Below are 22,043 nucleotides of genomic sequence, written 5' to 3'. Positions count from 1 at the left end.
AATGCGCTCCTCAAGAAAAGTGATGTCTGCGCCGTCGTCGTCGACGGAGAAATAATGGCAAAACGCCGCGACGGCTGAAGCCGGTCGCGGCGCGGGGTGCTGCAGCGTCAGGCAAAAATTTTAGTTGATTTCGCCGTGGCAGTGCTTGAACTTCTTGCCGGAACCGCACCAGCATGGCTCGTTACGGCCCAGCTTCTGCTCGTTGCGCACAGGCGCCTGGGCGACATCAGCCATATCGGCCTCCTCACCCAGCACCTGCGGCGCGTCAAGGCCAGGTGCTTCGTCATGCTGGAACTGCATGCGTGCGGCCAGGGCTTCGGCTTCCTGACGCAGGCGCGCTTCTTCTTCGATCGGGTCTTCGCGGCGTACCTGAACGTGGGACAGCACACGAATCGAATCGCGCTTGATCGAATCCAGCAACTCGGAGAACAGCGTGAACGACTCGCGCTTGTACTCCTGCTTCGGGTTCTTCTGGGCGTAGCCACGCAAATGGATACCGTGACGCAGGTGATCCATGGTCGACAAGTGGTCTTTCCACAGGTCGTCGAGCACGCGCAGCACGATTTGTTTCTCGAAGGTGCGCAGCGCTTCGGCGCTCGCCTGTTCTTCTTTTTCGTTGTACGCGGCCAACAGTTCGGCCATCAGTTTTTCACGCAGGGTTTCTTCGTACAGATGATCGTCTTCGTCGAGCCATTGTTGGACCGGCAAGTCGACACCGAAGTCGCTCTTCAACGCGGCCTCCAGGCCAGCGACGTCCCACTGTTCAGGCAGCGATTGTGGCGGGATATGCGCGGAAACAGTGGCGTTCAGCACGTCCTGGCGGAAGTCGGCAATGGTTTCGCCAATGTTGTCAGCGGCCAGCAACGTGTTACGCATGTGATAAATCACTTTACGCTGTTCGTTGTTCACGTCATCGAACTCCAGCAATTGCTTACGGATATCGAAGTTGCGGCCTTCGACCTTGCGTTGCGCCTTTTCGATGGCATTGGTCACCATGCGGTGCTCAATGGCTTCACCGGACTGCATGCCCAGGGCCTTCATGAAGTTCTTCACGCGATCCGATGCGAAGATGCGCATCAGGCTGTCTTCCAGAGACAGGTAGAAACGGCTGGAACCGGCGTCACCCTGACGGCCGGCACGACCCCGCAACTGGTTGTCGATACGGCGCGATTCATGACGCTCGGAAGCAATGACCTGCAAGCCACCGGACTCCAGCACTTGCTGGTGACGCTTCTGCCAGTCGGCCTTGATCTGGGCGATCTGCTCGGGAGTCGGGTTGTCGAGGGATGCCACTTCCACTTCCCAGTTGCCGCCCAGCAAGATGTCGGTACCACGACCAGCCATGTTGGTGGCGATGGTCAGCGCGCCGGGGCGGCCGGCCTGGGCAATGATCTCGGCCTCTTTTTCGTGGAACTTGGCGTTGAGGACCTTGTGCTCGATGCCTTCCTTGTTCAACAGACCGGACATGTGCTCGGACGTTTCGATGGTCGCGGTACCCACCAGTACCGGACGGCCCTGGGCCATGCATTCCTTGATGTCGGCGACAATGGCCGCGTATTTCTCTTCGGCCGTCAGAAACACCAGGTCGTTATAGTCTTTACGCGCCAGGGGTTTGTTCGGCGGGATAACCATCACCGACAGACCATAGATCTGGTGGAATTCGAACGCTTCGGTGTCAGCGGTACCGGTCATGCCGGACAGTTTGTTGTACAGACGGAAGTAGTTCTGGAAGGTAGTTGACGCCAACGTCTGGCTCTCGGCCTGGATGTTGAGCATCTCCTTGGCTTCGATGGCCTGGTGCAGGCCTTCCGAAAGGCGACGACCGGGCATGGTACGACCGGTGTGTTCGTCGACCAATACGACCTGGCCGTCCTGGACGATGTACTCGACGTTGCGATTGAACAGCTTGTGAGCGCGCAGGCCGGCATACACGTGGGTCAGCAGGCCCAGGTTATGCGCCGAATACAGGCTCTCGCCTTCAGCCAGCAAGCCGACCTGAGTCAACATCTCCTCGACGAACTGGTGGCCGGCTTCGTTGAGCTCGACCTGGCGGGTCTTCTCGTCAATGGAGTAATGACCTTCTTTGGTCACCTCGCCTTCCACTTCTTCGATGTGTTGCTCGAGACGCGGGATCAGCTTGTTGATTTCGGTGTACAGGCGCGAGCTGTCCTCGGCCTGACCCGAAATGATCAACGGGGTACGCGCTTCGTCGATGAGGATGGAGTCGACTTCGTCGATCACGGCAAAGTTAAGTTCGCGCTGGAATTTTTCTTCCATGCTGAACGCCATGTTGTCGCGCAGGTAGTCGAAACCGAATTCGTTGTTGGTGCCGTAGGTAATATCAGCGGCGTAGGCGGCACGCTTTTCTTCCGGCGGCTGGAACGGCGTTACCACGCCGACGGTCAGGCCGAGGAACTCGTAGAGCGGACGCATCCAGTTGGCGTCCCGGCGAGCCAGGTAGTCGTTCACCGTCACCACGTGCACGCCCTTGCCGGACAGCGCGTTGAGGTAAACACCCAGCGTGGCCACCAGGGTCTTGCCTTCACCGGTACGCATTTCGGCAATCATGCCTTCGTGCAGGGTCATGCCGCCGATCAACTGAACGTCGAAATGGCGCATGCCCATGACGCGTTTGCCGGCTTCACGGGCAACCGCAAAGGCTTCGGGAAGCAATTTGTCGAGGGTTTCGCCTTTGGCTATGCGGGCCTTGAACTCTTCGGTCTTGGCGCGCAATTGCTCGTCCGAAAGGGCAACCATCTGCTCTTCGAAGGCATTGACCAACTGCACTGTCTTGAGCATGCGTTTGACTTCGCGCTCATTCTTGCTTCCAAAAAGTTTCTTTAACAAAGGCGCAAACATATCGGCAGGTTCTTCCACACTTAGGGATGGAGGGCGCACCGTGAGTGGCCCGAGCAGCCCTCACGGCCGCATGCGAACGCGCATTCTACCCGGAAACGAGGGTGAAGAAAGTGGTGCTGTTCAGCGATGCAGGCTCAGCTCTCCAGGAGGGCTTGTTTAAAATAAGGGCTTTTTGCTGAACTTCAACCCATACGAGTGAGAAGTTACTTACTGATTTCATGGAAAAACTGCCGCCAAAGCAATGAGCAGAGTGACGCGGGTGCTTTCTGCTACCATGGCCGCTCTGTTACTCAAGGTGTCTGATTATGGCATTTCGCCCACTGACGGCCCGTGCTCCCGCCGTGTTGCTTCGCGAAGCCAAGCCTTTAAAAGCCATCTTTGGTCATGCGCAACGCCTGGGTCATTTGCAGCGTTTGCTGGAAAGCCAACTGCAACCTGCCGCCCGCGAACACTGTCACGTGGCCTCCTGGCGCGAAGGCACGTTGCTGCTGATTGTCACAGACGGGCATTGGGCGACCCGCCTGCGCTATCAGCAAAAACGCTTGCAGCGCCAGTTGCAGGCGTTTGATGTATTCGCCAGCCTGACGCGCATCCAGTTCAAGGTCCAGCCACCCACCGTACAGCAAGGCGCGGTGGGGCATACGATGGATTTGTCGGTCAATGCCGCCGAAACCATCCAGGCCACGGCGGACGGGATTACCGATCCCAAGCTGAGGGCAGCGCTGGAACGCCTGGCCAGTCACGCCAAACCGAAAGCCTGACGATTACACGCAATCCAGTGTGGGAGCGGGCTTGCCCGCGATTACGGAGTGTCAGTCAACGAATTTATCGACTGGTACAGCGCTATCGCGAGCAAGCCCGCTCCCACAGTTAATCACCTAAACTTGATGACTATTTACGCTTGCTGCCGCCAAGCAAAGACCCCAACAGCCCGCGCACCAACTGCCGACCCATCTGATTAGCGGCCTGTTGCATGGCCGATTTCAAGGCCTTGCCCGCGGTGGTTCCCAGAAACGCGCCGGCCTTGTCGACGAAATTCGGTTCTCCAGCTTCAGGCGAGACGTCGGCTTGCTTGCCCAGGTCCTTGCGCGCCATCAGCACTTCATAGGCTGACTCGCGGTCAACCGGCTTGTCATAACGCCCCAATAGCGACGAACTGGCGATCAACGCGGCACGTTCGGCCTCGGTCAACGGCCCGATCCGCGATTGCGGCGGCGCCACCAGCACGCGCTGGACGACCTCAGGTGTACCTTTTTCCTGCAACGTCCCCACCAGCGCCTCACCCGTCCCCAGCTCGGTCAGTACCGCCAGGGCGTCAAACGCCGGGTTCGGCCGGAAGCCATCGGCTACGGCTCGCAGGGATTTCTGTTCCTTGGTGGTGAACGCCCGCAGACCGTGCTGGACTCGCAATCCCAATTGCGCCAGGACGCTGTCCGGCAAGTCCCCAGGCGACTGGGTGACAAAGTACACCCCCACCCCTTTGGAGCGAATCAACCGCACCACTTGCTCCAGGCGTTCCTGCAACGCCTTGGGCGTGTCGGCAAACAGCAAGTGCGCCTCATCGAAAAACAGCGCCAGCAGCGGCTTTTCAGCGTCGCCGCGCTCGGGGAGTTGCTCGAACAGCTCCGCCAGCAACCACAATAAGAACGTCGCATAGACCTTCGGCGATTCGTGTACCAATCGACTGGCGTCCAGCAGATGAATCCGCCCCCGGCCATCGCTGGTCGGTTGCAGAATATCTTCCAGTTGCAACGCGGGTTCGCCGAACAAGGCTTCTGCGCCTTGCTGTTCGAGCACCGCCAGGCGTCGCAGCAACGCCTGGCTGGAGCCGGTGGTCATCAGCGCCGCGTCGTCGCCCAACAGCTCGGGATGGAACTTCAGGTGATTGAGCAGCGCCTTGAGGTCTTTGAGATCCAGCAGCAGCAGGCCTTCGCGATCGGCCACTTTAAAGGCGGCATATAAGGTCGACTGCTGACTGTCAGTCAGTTCCAGCAGGCTACCCAGCAGAAGCGGCCCCATTTCACTCAAGGTCGTACGAAGAGGATGACCAGACTGACCGTGGATATCCCACAACGTCACCGGATACGCCTTGGGCGTGTAGTTCAGGAACGGCATGCCGGCGATCCGCTCGGCCACCTTGCCCTGAGGGTTGCCCGCGGCGCCCAGGCCACACAGGTCACCCTTGATATCCGCGGCGAATACTGCGACCCCGGCATCACTGAATGCTTCGGCAAGACGTTGCAAGGTCACGGTCTTGCCGGTCCCGGTAGCGCCGGCGATCAAGCCATGACGGTTAGCCAGGCGCATGGCCTGGGCGATCGGCTGGACATCGAGGTCCGCACCAATCAGGAGTTGCGATGAGTCAGGCATTTTGTCACCCATGATTAATCTTTAACGCCACACGGTCGATACAGATGAAGCGAGAGACCGAAAAAGTCTAAAACCGCTAGACCGGATAATTCCTGCAGGAGCAGATGGAAATATCACACTTTTTTTAACGCTGCCATTTTGCGCGTTCGCACTAGGGCACGCACTCGGACATTAAGACCTTAGCGGACCCGACAAGCCATGAATAAAAATATGCGCTTCAGCCACAAAATCCTGCTCGCCGCCGCCCTTATCGTGATTGCCGCTTTTGCGTTGTTCACCCTGTACAACGACTACCTGCAACGCAATGCGATTCGCGACGACCTCGAAAACTATCTGCATGAAATGGGCGATGTAACCGCCGGCAATATCCAGACCTGGCTCAGCGGACGCATTATCCTGGTGGAAAACGCCGCACAAAACATCGCGATCAATCCTCAGCCGGCAGCCGTGGCCAGCCTGCTGGAACAGAAGTCCCTGACGTCATCGTTCATGGCTACCTACCTGGGCGACAGCAACGGTGGCTTCACCATACGTCCCGACACCAAAATGCCCGAAGGCTTCGATCCGCGTGCCCGGCCCTGGTACAAAGGCGCCTTGAGCAGCAACGGCTCAACCCTGACCGAACCCTACATCGATGCGGCCACCGGCCAATTGATCATCTCTGTCGCCACCCCGAGTATCAAGGCGGGACAAAGCGTTGGCGTGGTCGGTGGCGACCTGAGCTTGCAAACCCTGGTGGACAACATCGGCGCGCTGGACTTCGATGGCATGGGCTACGCATTCCTGGTCAGCGCCGACGGCAAAGTGCTGGTCCACCCGAATAAAGACCTGGTGATGAAATCCCTGAGCGACGTCTATCCGACCGATACGCCGAAAATCAGCGCTGACTTCAGCGAAGTCGAGGTTGACGGCAAAACCCGCATCGTCACCTTCGCCCCGATCAAAGGTCTGCCGTCGGTAAACTGGTATATCGGCCTGTCGGTGGATAAAGACAAATCCTTCAGCATGCTCAGCGAGTTTCGCACCTCAGCCATTGTCGCCACCCTTATTGCGGTGGCGATCATCATCGCCCTGCTGGGGATGCTGATCCGTGTGTTGCTGCAACCGCTGCATGTCATGACCCGCGCCATGGAAGACATCGCCAATGGCGAAGGCGACCTGACACGCCGCCTGAGCATCAACAATCACGACGAATTCGGCATTCTCGGCCTGGCCTTCAATCGCTTTGTAGAGCGGATTCACACTTCGATTCGCGAAGTGTCCTCGGCCACCGGCCAAGTCAATGAAGTGGCGCTGCGCGTGGTCAGCGCCTCCAACTCGTCGATGCTCAACTCCGACGAGCAGGCCAATCGCACCAACAGCGTCGCCGCCGCGATCAACCAGCTTGGGCCGCGGCCCAGGAAATCGCCCGCAATGCCGCCCAGGCTTCTCACCAGGCCAGCGATGCCCGCCAACTGGCCGAAGATGGCCAGAACGTGGTGGAACGCAATATTCAGGCGATGAACCAGCTGTCAGCGATGATCAGCACCTCCAGCAGCAACATCGAGGCGCTCAACAGCAAGACCGTGAACATCGGGCAGATTCTCGAAGTCATCACCAGTATTTCCCAGCAAACCAACCTGCTGGCGCTCAACGCGGCCATCGAGGCGGCGCGTGCCGGGGAAGCCGGACGCGGGTTTGCAGTGGTGGCCGACGAGGTGCGCAACCTGGCGCACCGCACGCAAGAGTCGGCACAACAGGTGCAAAAGATGATCGAGGAACTGCAAGTCGGCGCCCGAGATTCGGTCAGCACCATGAGCGAAAGTCAACGTCATAGCCTGGAGAGTGTGGAAATCGCCAACCTTGCGGGCGAGCGCCTGACCAGCGTCACCCAGCGCATCAGCGAGATTGACGGCATGAACCAATCGGTCGCCACCGCCACCGAGGAGCAAACCTCGGTCGTGGAGTCGATCAACATGGACATCACTGAAATCAACACCCTCAATCAGGAGGGCGTGGAAAACCTGCAATCAACCTTGCGTGCCTGCTCCGACCTGGAGCAACAAGCCTCACGCTTGAAACAGTTGGTGGGCAGTTTCCGCATCTGAAGCCGTTACACCGTCTTGTCAGGGTCGGACTCGCCGCGCGGCCCTGACGAAGCGGGCTTCGAGGCGTCCTGCAACTGCTCCCACAACTGCGCGGCACCGGGGAAGTCCGTGCCATTTTCGGCATCGAGGGCATCCGGGTCATACCGACTCAAACAGCCCTCGCCCAACGTTGCGGGCGCTCTGGACGTGGCTTTATCCAGGGGATCACTCATGGTTCGATCCTCACATCAGACACCAATAAAAAGGGCCTGCAGCGATTAAACGCCGAGGCCCTTTGTTCTTCAATCAGCACAGGTCAATCAGAACACCACCGTCTTGTTGCCATGCACCAGGACCCGGTCTTCCAAGTGATAGCGCAAGCCACGGGCCAGGACCATCTTCTCTACATCACGGCCGAAACGCACCATGTCTTCAATGCTGTCGCTGTGACTGACACGTACCACGTCCTGCTCGATGATCGGCCCCGCGTCCAATTCTTCGGTGACATAGTGGCACGTTGCGCCAATCAGCTTCACGCCTCGCAGGGAAGCCTGGTGATAGGGTTTGGCACCGACAAACGAAGGCAGGAAGCTGTGGTGAATATTGATCACCTGGCCGGCGTATTCGCGGCACAGTTCCGGCGGCAGGATCTGCATGTAGCGCGCCAGCACCACCACATTCGCGTCATGTTGCTTGACCAGACGCGAGACCTCGGCAAAGGCCGGCTCTTTATTCTGCGAATCGACCGGAACGTGGTAATACGGAATGCCATGCCACTCGACCATGCTGCGCAGGTCGTCATGGTTGGAGATCACGCAGGCGATTTCGCAGTCCAGCTCATCGCTGTGCCAGCGGTGCAGCAAGTCCGCCAGGCAATGAGACTCGCGGCTGGCCATCAATACCACGCGTTTCTTCTGTTCGGTATCGGTGATGCGCCAGGTCATCGAGAACTCTTCGGCGATCGGCGCAAATGCCTCGCGAAAAGCCTCAAGACCAAAGGGCAGCGTGTCGGCACGAATTTCATGACGCATGAAAAACCAACCACTGAGATTGTCCGAGTGGTGACTCGCTTCGGTGATCCAACCGTTGTGGGAGGCCAGGAAGTTACTGACTTTAGCAACGATACCGACCCGGTCCGGGCAAGCAATCACCAGACGAAAAGTGCGCATTAGGGGGAAACTCCAGAACTTCGCAAAGGCCGCCATTCTAGCGATTACGCAGAAAAACTGCAGTACTCCTCAACGCTTATTCCGCCGAATCACCGCAGGTATCCCTTAGTCGTGTACGGCTTTACCTTGCGAACATCGTGAAAGCTGTAGCGGTTAGCACAGTTAAAGGATAGTTAAAGAGAGTATCTTTAGCAGCACAGACCTGCATTAAGTAACTCATTCACGCGTATCCTTCACAAACAAAGATGTAAATTACATAAAACCGCGCTTAAATGTTTACTTAGGCAAACCGCCTGACTATTATTAGCCCACTGTTTCTGTCACCCAGCGCCCTACATAAGGTAGCCCACATGTCTCTGATCAACGAATACCGCGCCACCGAAGAAGCTATCAAAGAGCTGCAAGCTCGTTTGAAGAATCTGTCGCAAGACGACAAACTGCAAACCGAACTGGAATTCGAAGGCAAATTGCGCGCGCTGATGGGCGAATACTCCAAATCCCTGCGCGACATCATCGCGTTGCTGGATCCGGAGTCGAAACTTAAAACGCCACGCGGCGCTGTGAAAACTACCGTTACCAAGCGCGCGCGCAAGGTTAAACAGTACAAAAACCCGCATAACGGTGAAGTGATTGAAACCAAAGGTGGCAATCACAAAACCCTGAAAGAGTGGAAAGCCAAGTGGGGCGGCGATGTGGTTGAAGGCTGGGCGACCCTGCTGGGTTAAGACCCGCTCGGCGACTCGCTGATTCGCGACGCAAAAAAAACGCCAGCTTGCTGGCGTTTTTTTATTGTCCGGCTTTTTCTCTAAACTCGATTACAGGTTCACACGTTGACGCAAAGAGTCCGCGTAAGCCTGCCATTCATCCAGCACCTGACGCTGAAACGGTGTAGCACTAACATACAACTCAAGCCTGGCTTGATAGAAACTCTCCAGGGTATTGGGTGCTCCGTATTCAGCCTCTGACAAACGTTTCCGACAGAAACCTGTCCAGCGCTGTAGCTCTTCGCTATTCAAGGTTTCAGCAAAGTTACGCGCACGATAGCGAAACAATAATTCCGGCAACCGATCATCATCAAAAGGCCATTGCTGATGCGCCAGTTGTGCAGGTTCCGCGGTCCGTACTTGCTCACATAAACGCCGGTCACGATCACCGATAAAACCGTCATACAGCTGCTGCTCGGGATCGGCGCTCGAAGCAAAATCATCTTCGGCATAAATCTCCGGCAATTTATCGCGCCAAAGTGCCTGTGCGTCAGTTAGTCGCAGCGCCCTGGCCTGACAGGCATCCATATCCAGACTCAAGCGCTGTCGGTCTTCGGCGCGCAGCACATTCAACGGGGCAACCACCGGGCAACGATTGATATGCACCAACTTCAGCGGTACCGGCAATTCGCCTGCGGCCAGCTCATCACGCCGGGTATACAGGCGCTGGCGCAAGGTAGTGGCGTCGAGGTCCAACAGTCCCTGAGGATCAAGCCCCAAGTCACAGACAATCAACGCGTTGCGATTGCGCGGGTGCCAAGCCAAGGGCAAGACCACCCCGAGGTAATGGCGCTCGGCGGAAAAACGCCCAGAAATATGCACCATCGGTTGCAGCAAGCGGATCTGGTCCATCACCCGCTGTTTGCTGCGCTGTTGAAACAACCAGTCATACAGTTTGGGCTGTTTATCACGAATCAAGCGGGCCAGTGCAATCGTGGCGCGTACATCAGACAAGGCATCGTGAGCCTGGCCATGATCGATGCCGTTGGCCGCCGTCAGGCGCTCGAGCTTGAGGGTCACACGCCCATCCTGCTGCGGCCAGACAATCCCCTCCGGCCGCAATGCGTAGGCCGTACGCACTACATCAATCAAGTCCCAGCGACTGTTGCCGTTCTGCCATTCCCGTGCATAAGGATCGAAAAAGTTACGGTACAAACTGTAGCGCGTCATCTCATCATCGAAGCGCAAGGTGTTGTAACCCGCGCCGCAGGTGCCAGGCGTCGCCAGCTCGGCGTGCACCCGCGTCATGAAATCAGCCTCTGCCAGACCTTTATCCGCCAGTTGCCCTGGGGTGATTCCGGTGATCATGCACGCCGCCGGGTGCGGCAGGATGTCGTCACTGGGTTGGCAGTAGAGGTTGACCGGCGGTCCGACCTCGTTGAGTTCAAGGTCGGTGCGAATCCCGGCTACCTGCAGGGGACGGTCGTTACGCGGATTGATGCCGGTGGTTTCATAGTCGTACCAGAAGATCGAGGTCACGGGCTATTCCTGTGCTGAAGACAGGCAAAGTCTAGGCGTTGAACCACGCCCTGGGCCAGCGCCATGTGAACTGGATAAACATTCAGTGAAACCTTGATGAATTTTCAGGTGTCACTTTCCCCGACGACACTGCTAGCATCGGTGTCACTGAATCAGCCGGCCACCTGCCACGGTCGCCATGTCCAACCGTTTCGTACTGCCAGGGAACGCAATGCCAGCCGCGCCATTGGACACCCGATATCAGATCGAGACCCCGGAAGGTATCGACCTGCCGCTACGCCCGGCCGGCCTGGCGCCTCGAGCGCTGGCGTTTGGTTTCGACCTCGGCTTGCGCGGTCTGATACTCGGCATCCTGTATTTCGCCCTGGCCTTTCTCGGCAACCTGGGTATCGGCCTCGGTTCGCTCCTGCTGTTCCTCATCAGTTGGTGGTACATGGTGCTGTTTGAAGTGCTCAACCAGGGTTGCTCGCCGGGTAAACAGATCATGGGCTTGCAGGTGATACATGACGACGGCACGCCGATTGGCTGGTCCGCGTCGCTGATCCGCAACCTGCTGCGATTTGTCGACATGCTCCCGTTCGGCTACTTCCTGGGCGCGATCAGTTGCCTGCAGCATCCCCATTTCAAGCGCCTGGGCGACATCGCCGGGGGGACGTTGGTGATCTATCGCCAGCAGCCTCTGACACGCCCCCAACTGCCTCAGACAGCGGCTTTACACCTGCCCTTTGCGCTTGACCTGAACGAACAGCGGGCAATTCTCGGTTTCGCCGAGCGCCAGGGCGAGCTGTCTGCCGAACGCGTCCATGAACTGGCCGGCATTCTCGCCACGCCCTTGCAGGTTCCACCCGCACGTGCGGCCGAACAGCTCAACGGCGTGGCGCGTGGTTTGCTGGGGCCGACATGAAACAGAGTCTTTTCGAAAGCCGCCACCAGCCACAATGGCAAGCTTTTGCCGCTCAGTTGCAACAGCTTGAACAAGGCACGTCCAGCGCACAGGACCTGGCAGGTTTCCCCCGTGAGTATCGACGCCTTTGCCAGCATCTGGCCCTGGCCCAGGAACGGGGCTACAGCAGTTACCTGGTAGACCCGCTACAACAATTGGCGCTGCGCGGCCATCAACAGTTATATCGCCATCGCAGCCAACTCGGCGCCAATATCCTGAGCTTCCTGCTGGCCGGTTTTCCCCGGCTGGTTCGCGAACAATGGCGCTTCGTCCTGGTGGCCGGCCTGCTGTTCTTCGGCAGCCTGATGGGCATTGCGTTGCTGGTTTACCTGTTCCCGGACCTTATCTACAGCGTCATCAACCCGCAACAAGTCACCGCCATGCAGAACATGTATGACCCTGCCGCCAGTCGCCTGGGGCTCGCTGCCGAGCGGGCATCGAGTGAAGACTGGATGATGTTCGGTTATTACGTCATGCATAACATCGGGATCGCGTTCCAGACCTTCGCCGGTGGCTTGCTGTTCGGCCTGGGCAGCATGTTCTTCCTGCTTTTCAATGGGCTGATGATCGGGGCTGTCGCGGGCCACCTCACGGAAATCGGCTACGGGCAGACCTTCTGGTCATTTGTCATCGGCCATGGAGCCTTTGAACTGACAGCCATTGCGCTGGCCGGCGCGGCAGGCCTGCAACTGGGCTGGGCGCTGATTGCGCCGGGGGCTTTGCCTCGAGGTGAAGCCCTGCGCCTGGAAGCCCGTAAAAGCGTACAGATGATCTGCGGGGTGATTTTATTTCTGCTGATCGCGGCCTTTATAGAAGCCTATTGGTCCTCCACAACGTCCGTGGAGCCATGGGTCAAATACCTGGTGGGCAGCGCACTCTGGCTGTTAGTGGCCATCTATCTGCTTTGCGCCGGTCGGAGTCAGCATGCGCCTGAGTGATGCCAGCGTAGTGATCCGTCCTCGCACATCCTGGGAAGCCATGGACCTGGGCGTGTTGCTGGCCCGCGAGCACCGCGTACTGTTGATGGGCAGTTGGGCCCTGGTGAGCCTGCCGATTTTCACCCTGCTCTGCCTTGTGTTGTGGGACTACCCTTCCCTCGCGGTCCTGCTGTTCTGGTGGCTGAAACCGGCGTTTGATCGACTGCCGCTGTACATCCTGTCCAAGGCGCTGTTTGGCGAAACCCCGACGCTCCAGCAGGCCGTTCGCCAATGGCCGCGGCTGCTCAAGGGCCAACTGCTGGCCAGCTTGACCTGGCGACGTTTCAGCCTCAGTCGCAGCTTCTTGATGCCCGTGGAGCAACTGGAAGGCCTGGAGGGCCAGGCGCGCCAACAACGCCTGGGCGTACTGCAACAACGCAATGCCGGTGCGTCCCGTTGGCTGACGCTTATCGGGGTGCATCTGGAAATAGCGCTGTGGATCGGCTTGAGCGTACTGTTCTACCTGTTTTTGCCCCATCAGATTGAGTTGGACTGGGATTGGCAACAACTGGCACTCGCTGGCGAACAAGACTGGATAGGACTGGAACACCTGAGCAACGCCCTCTACGCCCTGGTCCTGGTGTTCTGGGAACCGATTTATGTGGCGTGTGGCTTCAGCCTCTACCTGAACCGGCGCACCGTGCTGGAAGCCTGGGATCTGGAGCTGGTGTTCCGCCGGCTGCGCCAGCGCCTGGTTTCAGCGGCCACCGTTATATTGCTGGCGATCGGCCTGGTGCTGATCCCACCGACGCCACGGGCCATGGCCGAGCAACCCGAAGCCGCAAAGAACTTGAGCACCCAAGCCGCCCACCAGTCGATCAAGGCACTGCTGGAGCAGCCACCGTTCAAGCACCCGGAAACCGTGACGCGCTACCGCTTCGGCGAAGAAAAACCTGGAGACAAACCCAAGGAGGATGGCGAAGCGCTCCTGCCCGGCTGGCTGAAAGCGCTCTTGGACAATCTCGACAGCAACACGCTGAAGCCCTTGGCCCAAGCACTTGAAGTGGTGTTATGGGGTGTGTTGGCAGGCGCTGTCGCCCTGCTGATCTGGCGCTATCGCGATTGGCTAGGCACTTTTGTCAGCCGATCCGGGCGTCGCCCCAAGGCCACTCGACGGACGCCCGCGCAACTGTTCGGCCTGGATCTTGGGGTCGAAACACTGCCCGAGGATATTGCCGGCAGCGCCGAACAGCTCTGGTCGATAAATCCCCGGGAAGCCCTCGGCCTGCTCTATCGCGGCTTGCTCAGCCGGCTCTTGCATGACTTCAATCTGCCATTGAGAAACGCCGATACCGAAGCTCAGGTCCTGGAGCACGTACGGCGCCTGCAACAACCTCAACTCCTGGCGTTCAGCGATGATTTGACCAGGCATTGGCAAAATCTCGCCTATGGTCATCGCCTGCCGCCAACCCAGGCCCGGCAACAGCTGTGCAACCATTGGCGAGCCTTGTTCGGCCCCGAGGGTAGACAATGAATCGGCCCGTGCTGTGGCTCGGACTGTTGCTGGGTTGCCTGCTGGCGGCGGGTGGATTTTACGCCTGGAGCAAGGCAATCCCGTATGACGAAGTGGTGGATCGCGGACCATCGCCGCAAGCCCAGGCCAACCCCTATCTGGCTGCGGAACACTTCCTGCGCCAGCAGGGCCAGAGCGTCGAACACCTCAACAGCCTTGAACACCTGGCCAGCCTTCCTTCCAAGGGCAGCAGCCTGCTGTTACTCAGTGAACGCAGCAACATGCCCCCACGCAAGGTCGAGCAGTTGCTGGCGTGGACCAAGGCCGGAGGCCACCTGTTGCTGGTGGCTGAGGCCATCTGGGATGAAGAAACCCAAGCCAGCGGTGATTTGTTGCTGGATCGTCTGCAGTTACGCCAGCGGTTCAGCGAAAACCTCAATCAGCCAACCCCGCCGCCTAAACGCAGCAAGCCGGACCTGACCCGACTCTACATTGACAACCAAACCGCGCCGGCCTTTTTCAGTTTCGACACCGATTTCCATCTCGTCGACCCCAGGCACCTTGCCCGGTTCTCGGCCAACAGCGCCAAGGCCAGCCACCTGATGCAACTCAACCTCGGGCAAGGCAAGGTCACCGTCATCACCGATAGCGAGCTGTGGAAAAACCCGACCATTGGCTTGCATGACAACGCCTGGCTGCTCTGGTACCTGACTCAGGGCACCGGCGTCACACTGCTATCCAACAACGCCACCGAGGATTTGTTCAGCCTATTGCTGCGCTATTTCCCCCAGGCGCTGGTCGCGCTCGCGGCCTTGATCCTTCTGGGCCTGTGGAAGGTGGGCATGCGCCTGGGGCCGACCCGGGCGCCCGCACCCAAGGCACGGCGGCAATTGCAGGAGCATTTGAAAGCCAGTGCCGACTTCCTGCTGCGCCGCAGTGGGCAGAACAGCTTGTTGCTGGCCCTGCAGCGCGACATTTTGCGTAGCGCCCGACGCCGGCACCCAGGATTCGAACACCTCAATATTGACGAGCAGACGCAAGCCCTCGAACGCCTGACCCACCATCCAGCCGCCATCATCAGCCAGGCCTTGGGCCCACTCCCGGCAAAACGGCTCTCCAACGTCGACTTCAGCCGTCAGGTGGCCTACCTGCAAACCCTCAGGAATGCCTTATGATCGAACATCCAATTGACCCATCCCGGACAGCCGACGACGCGTCGACAAGACAGCGCGCAAGCCACTTGGCCCAGGCTCTGCGCACCGAGTTGCGCAAAGCGGTGATCGGTCAGGACCAGGTGATTGACGACGTCTTGGTGGCGTTGATCGCCGGCGGTCATGTACTGCTCGAAGGAGTTCCCGGCCTGGGCAAGACCTTGCTGGTCCGCGCCCTGGCCCGCTGCTTTGATGGCGACTTCGCACGCATCCAGTTCACTCCGGACCTGATGCCCAGCGACGTCACCGGGCATGCGGTGTACGACTTGCACAGCGAGCAGTTCAAACTGCGCAAAGGGCCGCTGTTCACCCATCTGCTACTGGCCGACGAAATCAACCGGGCACCGGCGAAAACCCAGGCCGCATTGCTGGAGGCCATGCAGGAACGCCAGGTCACCCTGGAGGGGGAAGCCTTGCCCATCGGGCAGCCTTTCATGGTGCTGGCCACCCAGAACCCTATTGAACAGGAAGGCACCTATCCGCTACCGGAGGCCGAACTCGATCGTTTCATGCTCAAAGTGCGAATGGATTACCCCGAGGCACAGCAAGAACTCAACATGGTCCGTGAGGTGACACGCTCATCCCGCGCCGACATGCTCGATGTGCAGCCACTGCGCACCGTGCTGCAGGCCGAAGACGTGCTGCTGTTGCAACACGTCGCCAGTGAGCTGGCACTGGACGAACAAGTGCTCGACTACGCCGTGCGTCTGGCCCGCACCACACGCAGTTGGCCCGGTCTGAGCATCGGGGCCGGACCCAGGGCCTCCATCGCCCTGGTTCAAGGTGCACGTGCGCGCGCTTTGCTGCGCGGCAGCGCGTTCGTGACCCCGGACGACGTCAAGGACGGCGCCCTGGCGGTGCTACGCCATCGAGTACGTATCGCCCCTGAGCTGGACATCGACGGACTCGACGTGGATCAGGTGCTCAAACAGCTGCTGGACCAAGTACCGGCGCCACGACAATGACACGCCCATGAGACCCACTCGTCTGCTATTGACCTGGCTCGCGGTGCTGCTAGGCCTGGGCATCGTGCTCGGCACCTGTGCCGCCCTGCAGTTCCAGCTGCCGGCGGCTCTGCACTCATTAGCCTGGGGCCTGCTCCTGGCCCTGTTATTGTTGGCGCTGCTGGACGCCGGCCGCCTGAAACGCCGCCCGTCACCCCACATTCAACGGCACATACCCGGCAGCCTGGCACTGGGCCGTTGGGGCGACGTGCGAATCATTCTGAAACATGACTACCCAGATGCGTTGACCCTCAACGTGTTCGACCATGTGCCGGATGGCCTGAGCGTGGAAAACCTGCCTCAGGCCATCGTGCTGCGACCCGGTGAGCACAGTGAACTGGGCTATCGCCTGCGCCCCCTGCGGCGCGGCCACTTCAATTTCGAACGCTGCGAAATCCACCTGCCCAGCCCCCTGGGCTTGTGGTCGGCGCGCCGTCATATCCCCGTCAGCGATGTCACGCGGGTCTACCCGGACTTCGCTCGCCTGTATGGGGCGCAATTATTGGCGGTGGACAACTGGCTCAGCCAGCTTGGTGTGCGCCAGCGCCAACGGCGTGGACAAGGTCTGGAGTTTCATCAGTTGCGCGAATTTCGCGAGGGCGACAGCCTGCGACAGATTGACTGGAAAGCCACGGCTCGCCAACGCACGCCGATTGCCCGGGAATACCAGGACGAGCGTGATCAACAGATTGTATTAATGCTCGATTGCGGTCGGCGTATGCGTAGCCAGGATGGCGAGTTATCGCATTTCGATCACGCCCTCAACGCCTGCCTGCTGCTCAGCTATGTGGCCTTGCGCCAGGGCGACGCGGTAGGCCTGTGCACCTTTGCTGGCGAGCAGCCGCGCTACCTGGCGCCGGTCAAGGGCAGCGGCCAACTGAACCAGTTGCTCAACGCCGTGTATGACCTCGATACCACGCGCCGCACTGCCGACTATCAAACAGCCGCCAGTCAGTTGTTGGCACGCCAAAAGCGGCGTGCCCTGGTGATCATCGTGACCAATTTGCGCGATGAGGACGATGACGCGTTACTGACCGCCGTCAAGCAGATCAACCGTCAGCATCGGGTGCTGGTCGCCAGTCTGCGCGAAGAAGTATTCGACCACCTGCGCCAGGGCCCGGTGCAGACCCTGACAGAAGCCTTGGCCTACTGTGGGGCCGTCGATTACCTCAATGCCAGGGAAGAACTCCACGACCGTTTGAAAGCCCAGCGCCTGGCGCTGCTGGATGTCCACCCCGCGCAATTGGGCGCCGCCCTGGTGACACGTTACATGGACTGGAAAAAAGCCGGCGCCCTCTAGGCGAGAGGTATTGCACCTCTGCTGCTAGGCTGACGCCTGCAAGGGGTCAAAACTGAAGTAGTACGACAACGCCTTGATCAACTGCCGATACTCAGGGCCGGCCTGCACCACACCAAACCCCGAATCATAATGCAAGGGGTTGATATCTTCATGGCTCCACAGACATCTGGCGGTGAGATCAATGGCGAATACATCGCCCCCGGGTCCCGGGATTTTCAGGCGCAACTCAAAATCCACTTCGACCATCATCGGCAATTCGCTGATCAACATCAGCCCATCCTCCGAGACATTCCCCAAATAGCCTATGGGCTTGTCCGTGAGGCGGTTGAAAACTTGCAAAAAGCACGACAACTGGTGTCGTTCAATCCGTCGGTGGTTAAGCATGCTGAGGTCGCCATCCAATGGCCATGAATCTGGCCGTTCCAGTGGTTCGGAACAGGCCGTTGTCGCCAACAGCCCTCTCGTCCTTGGATCTCGGTGCGACAACAAAAGTGCTTTGTCACTTTACATCTGCCGAATCCGGGTTCTGCATTCGCTTGAGTGAATACTTGTACAAAGACACATCCAGAGAATAGCCCTACTGCGGCAAGAGGCCAGCACTTAATCGACAAATAATCTCATAAGGTCGTCGGCTTGGCCTGGGCGGCTCTGCCAGCAGGGTAATGCCCCAGTTGCGCGAGCGTATCCAGGCGGGCTCGGGCTCTGAACGCGTATTCACTGGCCGGGTATTGGCTGATGATGAATTGATAGGTTTGCACGGCGTCGACAAACAGTTTCTGCCGCTCCAGGCATTGCCCGCGCAACATCGAGACTTCCGGCTGCACATAGCGACGGGAGCGGCTTTGCCGGTCGACCTGCGACAGTTCAAGGGTGACCCGTGCGCAGTCGCCTACATTGTAGGCACGGTAGGCATTGTTCAAATGATGGTCCATCGACCAGCGGGTACAGCCAACAACACTCACGGCCAAAGCCGCGATAATCAAAATTCTCATGAGGGTCCTCCTGTCTTGAGCAGTGTATCGACCCCGGCGCGAAAATCTTCAAGGTTGTTCACCTGCGCAATAGAGTGAAAACAAGCGAATCGGCGATAAGTAGTGCACACGAACAATGACTACAGCCAAAGAGCATAGTAGCCTTCCTCAGCGCTAGAACTCAGGAGTCCGTGCATGTCCGTCCGTCGTACCAAAATCGTCGCCACCCTTGGCCCGGCCAGTAACTCGCCGGAAGTCCTCGAACAGCTGATTCTGGCTGGCCTGGACGTTGCCCGTCTGAACTTCTCCCATGGCACCCCGGACGAGCACAAGGCTCGCGCCAAGCTGGTGCGTGACCTCGCGGCCAAGCATGGTCGCTTCGTTGCCCTGCTGGGTGACCTGCAAGGCCCGAAGATTCGTATTGCCAAGTTCGCCAACAAACGGATCGAACTGAAGATTGGTGACAAGTTCACGTTCTCCACCAGCCACCCGCTGACCGAAGGCAACCAGCAAGTCGTGGGTATCGACTACCCGGATCTGGTCAAGGACTGCGGTGTGGGTGACGAATTGCTGCTGGACGACGGTCGTGTGGTCATGCGCGTCGACACCGCCACCGTGACCGAACTGAACTGCACCGTGATCATCGGAGGCCCGCTGTCGGATCACAAAGGTATCAACCGTCGCGGCGGTGGCCTGACCGCGCCAGCCCTGACTGAGAAAGACAAGGCCGACATCAAGCTCGCCGCCGAAATGCAAGTCGATTACCTCGCCGTGTCCTTCCCGCGCGACGCCGCCGACATGGAGTACGCCCGTCAACTGCGCGACGAAGCCGGCGGTACCGCCTGGCTGGTGGCAAAGATCGAACGCGCCGAGGCCGTGGCCGATGACGATACCCTCGATGGTCTGATCAAGGCATCCGACGCCGTGATGGTTGCCCGTGGCGATCTGGGTGTGGAAATCGGTGACGCCGAGCTGATCGGCATCCAGAAAAAAATCATTCTGCACGCTCGCCGTCACAATAAAGCGGTGATCGTGGCGACCCAGATGATGGAGTCGATGATCCAGAATCCGATGCCGACCCGCGCCGAAGTGTCCGACGTGGCCAACGCCGTGCTCGACTACACCGACGCCGTGATGCTCTCGGCTGAAAGTGCCGCAGGCCCTTACCCGCTGGAAGCCGTGCAGGCAATGGCGCGTATCTGCGTCGGTGCCGAAAAGCACCCGACCAGCAAAACCTCCAGCCACCGCATCGGCAAGGTTTTCGAAAGCTGCGACCAGAGCATCGCCCTGGCCGCCATGTACACCGCCAACCACTTCCCGGGCGTGAAGGCGATCATCGCCTTGACCGAAAGTGGCTACACGCCGTTGATCATGTCGCGCATTCGTTCCTCGATACCGATCTATGCGTTCTCCCCGCACCGCGAAACCCAGGCTCGCGCCGCCATGTTCCGCGGTGTCTACACCGTACCGTTCGACCCGGCTTCGCTGCCGCCTGAGCAAGTCAGCCAGGCTGCCATCGACGAGCTGCTCAAACGCGGCGCTGTAGAGAAAGGTGACTGGGTCATCCTGACCAAGGGCGACAGCTACCACACCATTGGTGGCACCAACGGCATGAAGATCCTGCACGTTGGCGACCCGATGGTCTGAATGATCAGCTGAAAAACCATGTGGGAGGGGGCTTTCTCCCTCCCACATTTGATTAGCGTCGGTTGATGAACCCCGACAACGCCGCAATCGCTTCCGGCGACCTCAACCGCTGGGTAAACAACGCCCCCTCCTCCTCGATCACCTGCCGCAACTGCTCGCGATCAAGGCTTTTCATCAATTGCTTGGTCACCTGCACCGCACCCGGTGCCAAGGTTTCAAAGCGCTGGGCAATTTCCCGCGCCTTGGCCAAGGCCGCTTCGCCACTACCCAGCGCCTCGGTAGCAATGCCCCACTCAGCCGCCTGCGCGCCCGAAAAACCTTCACCCAACAGCAACAATTGCGCCGCTTTTGCATGTCCGAGCAAACGAGGCAGGATCAGGCTCGAACCAAACTCCGGGCACAGCCCCAGATTCACGAACGGCATACGCAACCGCGCATTATCGCTGACATACACCAGGTCGCAATGCAGCAGCAGGGTTGTCCCAATCCCGACCGCCGCACCGGCCACGCCCGCGATCACCGGCTTGCGACAGTTGAGCAGGCTCTTCATAAAGTGAAACGGTGGGCTGTCGAGGTCCGTGGGTGGCTGTTCAAGAAAGTCGCCAATGTCGTTACCGGCGGTAAAACACTCGTTGCTGCCCTGGATCAGCACGGCATTGATAGTCGAATCGGCATCGGCCTGCTCCAGCGCCTCGGCCAGTTGACTGTACATCGCGCGGGTCAGGGCGTTTTTCTTGTCGGGGCGATTAAGTTGCAGAATCAGCAGCCCACGCTCGCGTTGCAATAGGATGACGTCGGTCATGGTCACTCTCGCAGATAAGAATCAGCGCTCAACCACGAGGCAAAAACACATCCGCCAACAGTTGATTACGCGGCAACCCAGCCAGGAACAGGCGCTTGGAAAACGCCTCGACGTGGACAGGATGCCCGCAGAGTAAGGCCAGCGTTTGCCGGGATACAAGCCGCAGTTGCGCCAAAGCCTGGGCCAGCTCCGCCGCCGTCCAAAGCTCGACAGTCAGGTGCGGATGGCTGGCGGCCAGCGCCGCCAGCGGTTCAGCCAAGTAATGCGCGGTGTCATCATGGGCCAAGTGAATCACCCGGATGGGGCCTTGGTGATCCTGGCGCAACGCCTCCCTTAATACGCCCCAAAGCGGCGCGATGCCAGTACCTGAGCCGATCAGCCACAGCGGCCGTGCCTGCCAGTCCGGGTCGTACTGCAACGCTGCGCCGCGCAATTCCCCCAGACGCAGGCTGTCGCCGGTTTTGAGCGCGCGTGCGGCATCGCTGAATTTGCCGGGCAGACGGCAATCGAGGTGAAACTCCAGGAACGCGTCGACCTGAGGCAGGCTGGCCAACGAATAGGGCCGCGCGACGTTGCCCGCCCACAGCACCAGATGCTGCCCCGCCTGATAACGCAGGCCGCGCGCTGGCTCCAGGCGCAGGCGCAATACTGAAGAAGTGAGCCAATCGGCCCGCAACACCCGTGCCGCCTGGCCATCTTTCAGCGGATCGAACGTTTCAACTCGCACGTCACCCATGACCTGGCATTGACAGGCCAGGCGCCAGCCCTCCTGACGTTGTGCCGCGCTCAACGCATCGGGTTGTTTGTCCTGAACCTCGCCCTGGCAACGCACCAGGCAGGCATGGCAACTACCGGCTCGGCAACTGGAGGGCACGGCCACCCCGGCCTGGTTCAGGGCATCCAGTAGGTTGCTGCCGGTGGATACCGGCCAATGGCGTTCGCCGACGTACAGTTCAGGCATGGAAAGTCTCGGATCAAAAAAGCCTACACAGGGAATCACGCGCGACAGAGTTTGACCATCGTCGGGT

General features: G+C 59.3%; 20 protein-coding genes. 11 read left to right on the top strand and 9 right to left on the bottom strand.

Annotated features, from left to right (window positions below; genetic code table 11):
* Positions 1-120 precede the first annotated feature (120 nt).
* On the bottom strand, positions 121-2,859 hold the full coding sequence (secA, locus tag BLU75_RS02295; protein ID WP_084380420.1) for a preprotein translocase subunit SecA: 2,739 nt from the start codon (positions 2,857-2,859) through the stop codon (positions 121-123).
* A 305-nt stretch (positions 2,860-3,164) separates the two neighbouring features.
* Between secA and BLU75_RS02290 the strand changes: the two genes are divergently transcribed.
* Entirely contained in the window at positions 3,165-3,620 is a 456-nt protein-coding gene (locus BLU75_RS02290) for a DUF721 domain-containing protein (protein WP_084380422.1), read from the top strand.
* A 130-nt stretch (positions 3,621-3,750) separates the two neighbouring features.
* Here the strand turns inward: BLU75_RS02290 and BLU75_RS02285 are convergent, their stop codons facing one another.
* Positions 3,751-5,229 carry a helicase HerA-like domain-containing protein gene (locus BLU75_RS02285; RefSeq protein ID WP_084380504.1) on the bottom strand — a complete coding sequence of 493 codons (1,479 nt, stop codon included), beginning with the start codon at positions 5,227-5,229 and terminating at the stop codon, positions 3,751-3,753.
* Positions 5,230-5,427: 198 nt separating this feature from the next.
* Here BLU75_RS02285 and BLU75_RS02280 point away from each other — a divergent pair, with 198 nt between their 5' ends.
* Positions 5,428-6,732 (top strand): methyl-accepting chemotaxis protein, encoded by a 1,305-nt coding sequence (locus BLU75_RS02280; protein WP_373863658.1) that lies wholly within the window; start codon positions 5,428-5,430, stop codon positions 6,730-6,732.
* The gene (locus BLU75_RS28205; protein ID WP_414860566.1) at positions 6,705-7,316 is read left to right on the top strand and encodes a methyl-accepting chemotaxis protein; all 612 of its coding nucleotides are present in this window, start codon (positions 6,705-6,707) and stop codon (positions 7,314-7,316) included. The genes BLU75_RS02280 and BLU75_RS28205 overlap by 28 nt, the downstream gene beginning before the upstream one ends.
* Before the next feature lie 5 nt (positions 7,317-7,321).
* On the opposite strand, the gene BLU75_RS02275 is transcribed toward BLU75_RS28205, so the two are convergent.
* Both BLU75_RS02275 and purU read right to left on the bottom strand, forming a co-directional pair.
* Complete coding sequence (locus BLU75_RS02275; RefSeq protein ID WP_084380424.1) at positions 7,322-7,528, bottom strand: hypothetical protein; 207 nt, start codon at positions 7,526-7,528, stop codon at positions 7,322-7,324.
* A gap of 87 nt (positions 7,529-7,615) precedes the next feature.
* Positions 7,616-8,464 carry a formyltetrahydrofolate deformylase gene (gene purU, locus BLU75_RS02270; RefSeq protein WP_084380426.1) on the bottom strand — a complete coding sequence of 283 codons (849 nt, stop codon included), beginning with the start codon at positions 8,462-8,464 and terminating at the stop codon, positions 7,616-7,618.
* 350 nt (positions 8,465-8,814) lie between these two features.
* Between purU and mvaT the strand changes: the two genes are divergently transcribed.
* Positions 8,815-9,189, top strand: a complete 375-nt coding sequence (gene mvaT, locus BLU75_RS02265) for a histone-like nucleoid-structuring protein MvaT (protein WP_084380428.1) — start codon at positions 8,815-8,817, stop codon at positions 9,187-9,189.
* Positions 9,190-9,279: 90 nt separating this feature from the next.
* On the opposite strand, the gene sbcB is transcribed toward mvaT, so the two are convergent.
* Entirely contained in the window at positions 9,280-10,707 is a 1,428-nt protein-coding gene (sbcB, locus tag BLU75_RS02260; RefSeq protein ID WP_084380430.1) for an exodeoxyribonuclease I, read from the bottom strand.
* A gap of 211 nt (positions 10,708-10,918) precedes the next feature.
* Here sbcB and BLU75_RS02255 point away from each other — a divergent pair, with 211 nt between their 5' ends.
* The 6 genes from BLU75_RS02255 to BLU75_RS02230 are packed head-to-tail and all read left to right on the top strand — an operon-like array spanning position 10,919 to position 17,595.
* Positions 10,919-11,611 carry an RDD family protein gene (locus BLU75_RS02255; RefSeq protein ID WP_084380432.1) on the top strand — a complete coding sequence of 231 codons (693 nt, stop codon included), beginning with the start codon at positions 10,919-10,921 and terminating at the stop codon, positions 11,609-11,611.
* Positions 11,608-12,588, top strand: coding sequence for a stage II sporulation protein M (locus BLU75_RS02250; protein ID WP_084380506.1), 981 nt, complete (start codon positions 11,608-11,610; stop codon positions 12,586-12,588). Before BLU75_RS02255 ends, BLU75_RS02250 begins: the two co-directional genes overlap by 4 nt.
* The gene (locus BLU75_RS02245) at positions 12,575-14,101 is read left to right on the top strand and encodes a DUF4129 domain-containing protein (protein WP_084380434.1); all 1,527 of its coding nucleotides are present in this window, start codon (positions 12,575-12,577) and stop codon (positions 14,099-14,101) included. Before BLU75_RS02250 ends, BLU75_RS02245 begins: the two co-directional genes overlap by 14 nt.
* Positions 14,098-15,255: a DUF4350 domain-containing protein gene (locus tag BLU75_RS02240; protein ID WP_084380436.1), complete on the top strand. Its 1,158-nt coding sequence runs from the start codon at positions 14,098-14,100 to the stop codon at positions 15,253-15,255. The genes BLU75_RS02245 and BLU75_RS02240 overlap by 4 nt, the downstream gene beginning before the upstream one ends.
* Positions 15,252-16,256, top strand: a complete 1,005-nt coding sequence (locus tag BLU75_RS02235) for an AAA family ATPase (protein WP_084380438.1) — start codon at positions 15,252-15,254, stop codon at positions 16,254-16,256. The genes BLU75_RS02240 and BLU75_RS02235 overlap by 4 nt, the downstream gene beginning before the upstream one ends.
* A 7-nt stretch (positions 16,257-16,263) precedes the next feature.
* Positions 16,264-17,595: a DUF58 domain-containing protein gene (locus BLU75_RS02230; protein WP_084380440.1), complete on the top strand. Its 1,332-nt coding sequence runs from the start codon at positions 16,264-16,266 to the stop codon at positions 17,593-17,595.
* A 24-nt stretch (positions 17,596-17,619) separates the two neighbouring features.
* Here BLU75_RS02230 and BLU75_RS02225 read toward each other — a convergent pair whose 3' ends face one another.
* On the bottom strand, positions 17,620-17,979 hold the full coding sequence (locus BLU75_RS02225; RefSeq protein ID WP_084380442.1) for a PilZ domain-containing protein: 360 nt from the start codon (positions 17,977-17,979) through the stop codon (positions 17,620-17,622).
* Between the two features lie 233 nt (positions 17,980-18,212).
* Positions 18,213-18,587 carry a hypothetical protein gene (locus BLU75_RS02220; RefSeq protein WP_084380444.1) on the bottom strand — a complete coding sequence of 125 codons (375 nt, stop codon included), beginning with the start codon at positions 18,585-18,587 and terminating at the stop codon, positions 18,213-18,215.
* A gap of 174 nt (positions 18,588-18,761) precedes the next feature.
* On the opposite strand from BLU75_RS02220, the gene pyk reads away from it, so the two are divergent.
* A complete protein-coding gene (gene pyk / locus BLU75_RS02215; RefSeq protein WP_084380446.1) occupies positions 18,762-20,213 on the top strand; it encodes a pyruvate kinase in 1,452 nt (483 codons plus the stop codon).
* A 52-nt stretch (positions 20,214-20,265) separates the two neighbouring features.
* Here the strand turns inward: pyk and BLU75_RS02210 are convergent, their stop codons facing one another.
* Entirely contained in the window at positions 20,266-21,015 is a 750-nt protein-coding gene (locus BLU75_RS02210) for an enoyl-CoA hydratase (protein WP_084380448.1), read from the bottom strand.
* Positions 21,016-21,043: 28 nt separating this feature from the next.
* A complete protein-coding gene (locus BLU75_RS02205; RefSeq protein WP_084380450.1) occupies positions 21,044-21,976 on the bottom strand; it encodes an iron-sulfur-binding ferredoxin reductase in 933 nt (310 codons plus the stop codon).
* Positions 21,977-22,043: the final 67 nt, after the last annotated feature.

Source organism: Pseudomonas mucidolens, from assembly GCF_900106045.1.
GTDB classification, from domain to species: Bacteria; Pseudomonadota; Gammaproteobacteria; order Pseudomonadales; family Pseudomonadaceae; genus Aquipseudomonas; species Aquipseudomonas mucidolens.
Note: the sequence above shows the minus strand (reverse complement) of the source record. Positions and strands in the feature narration are given on the sequence as shown.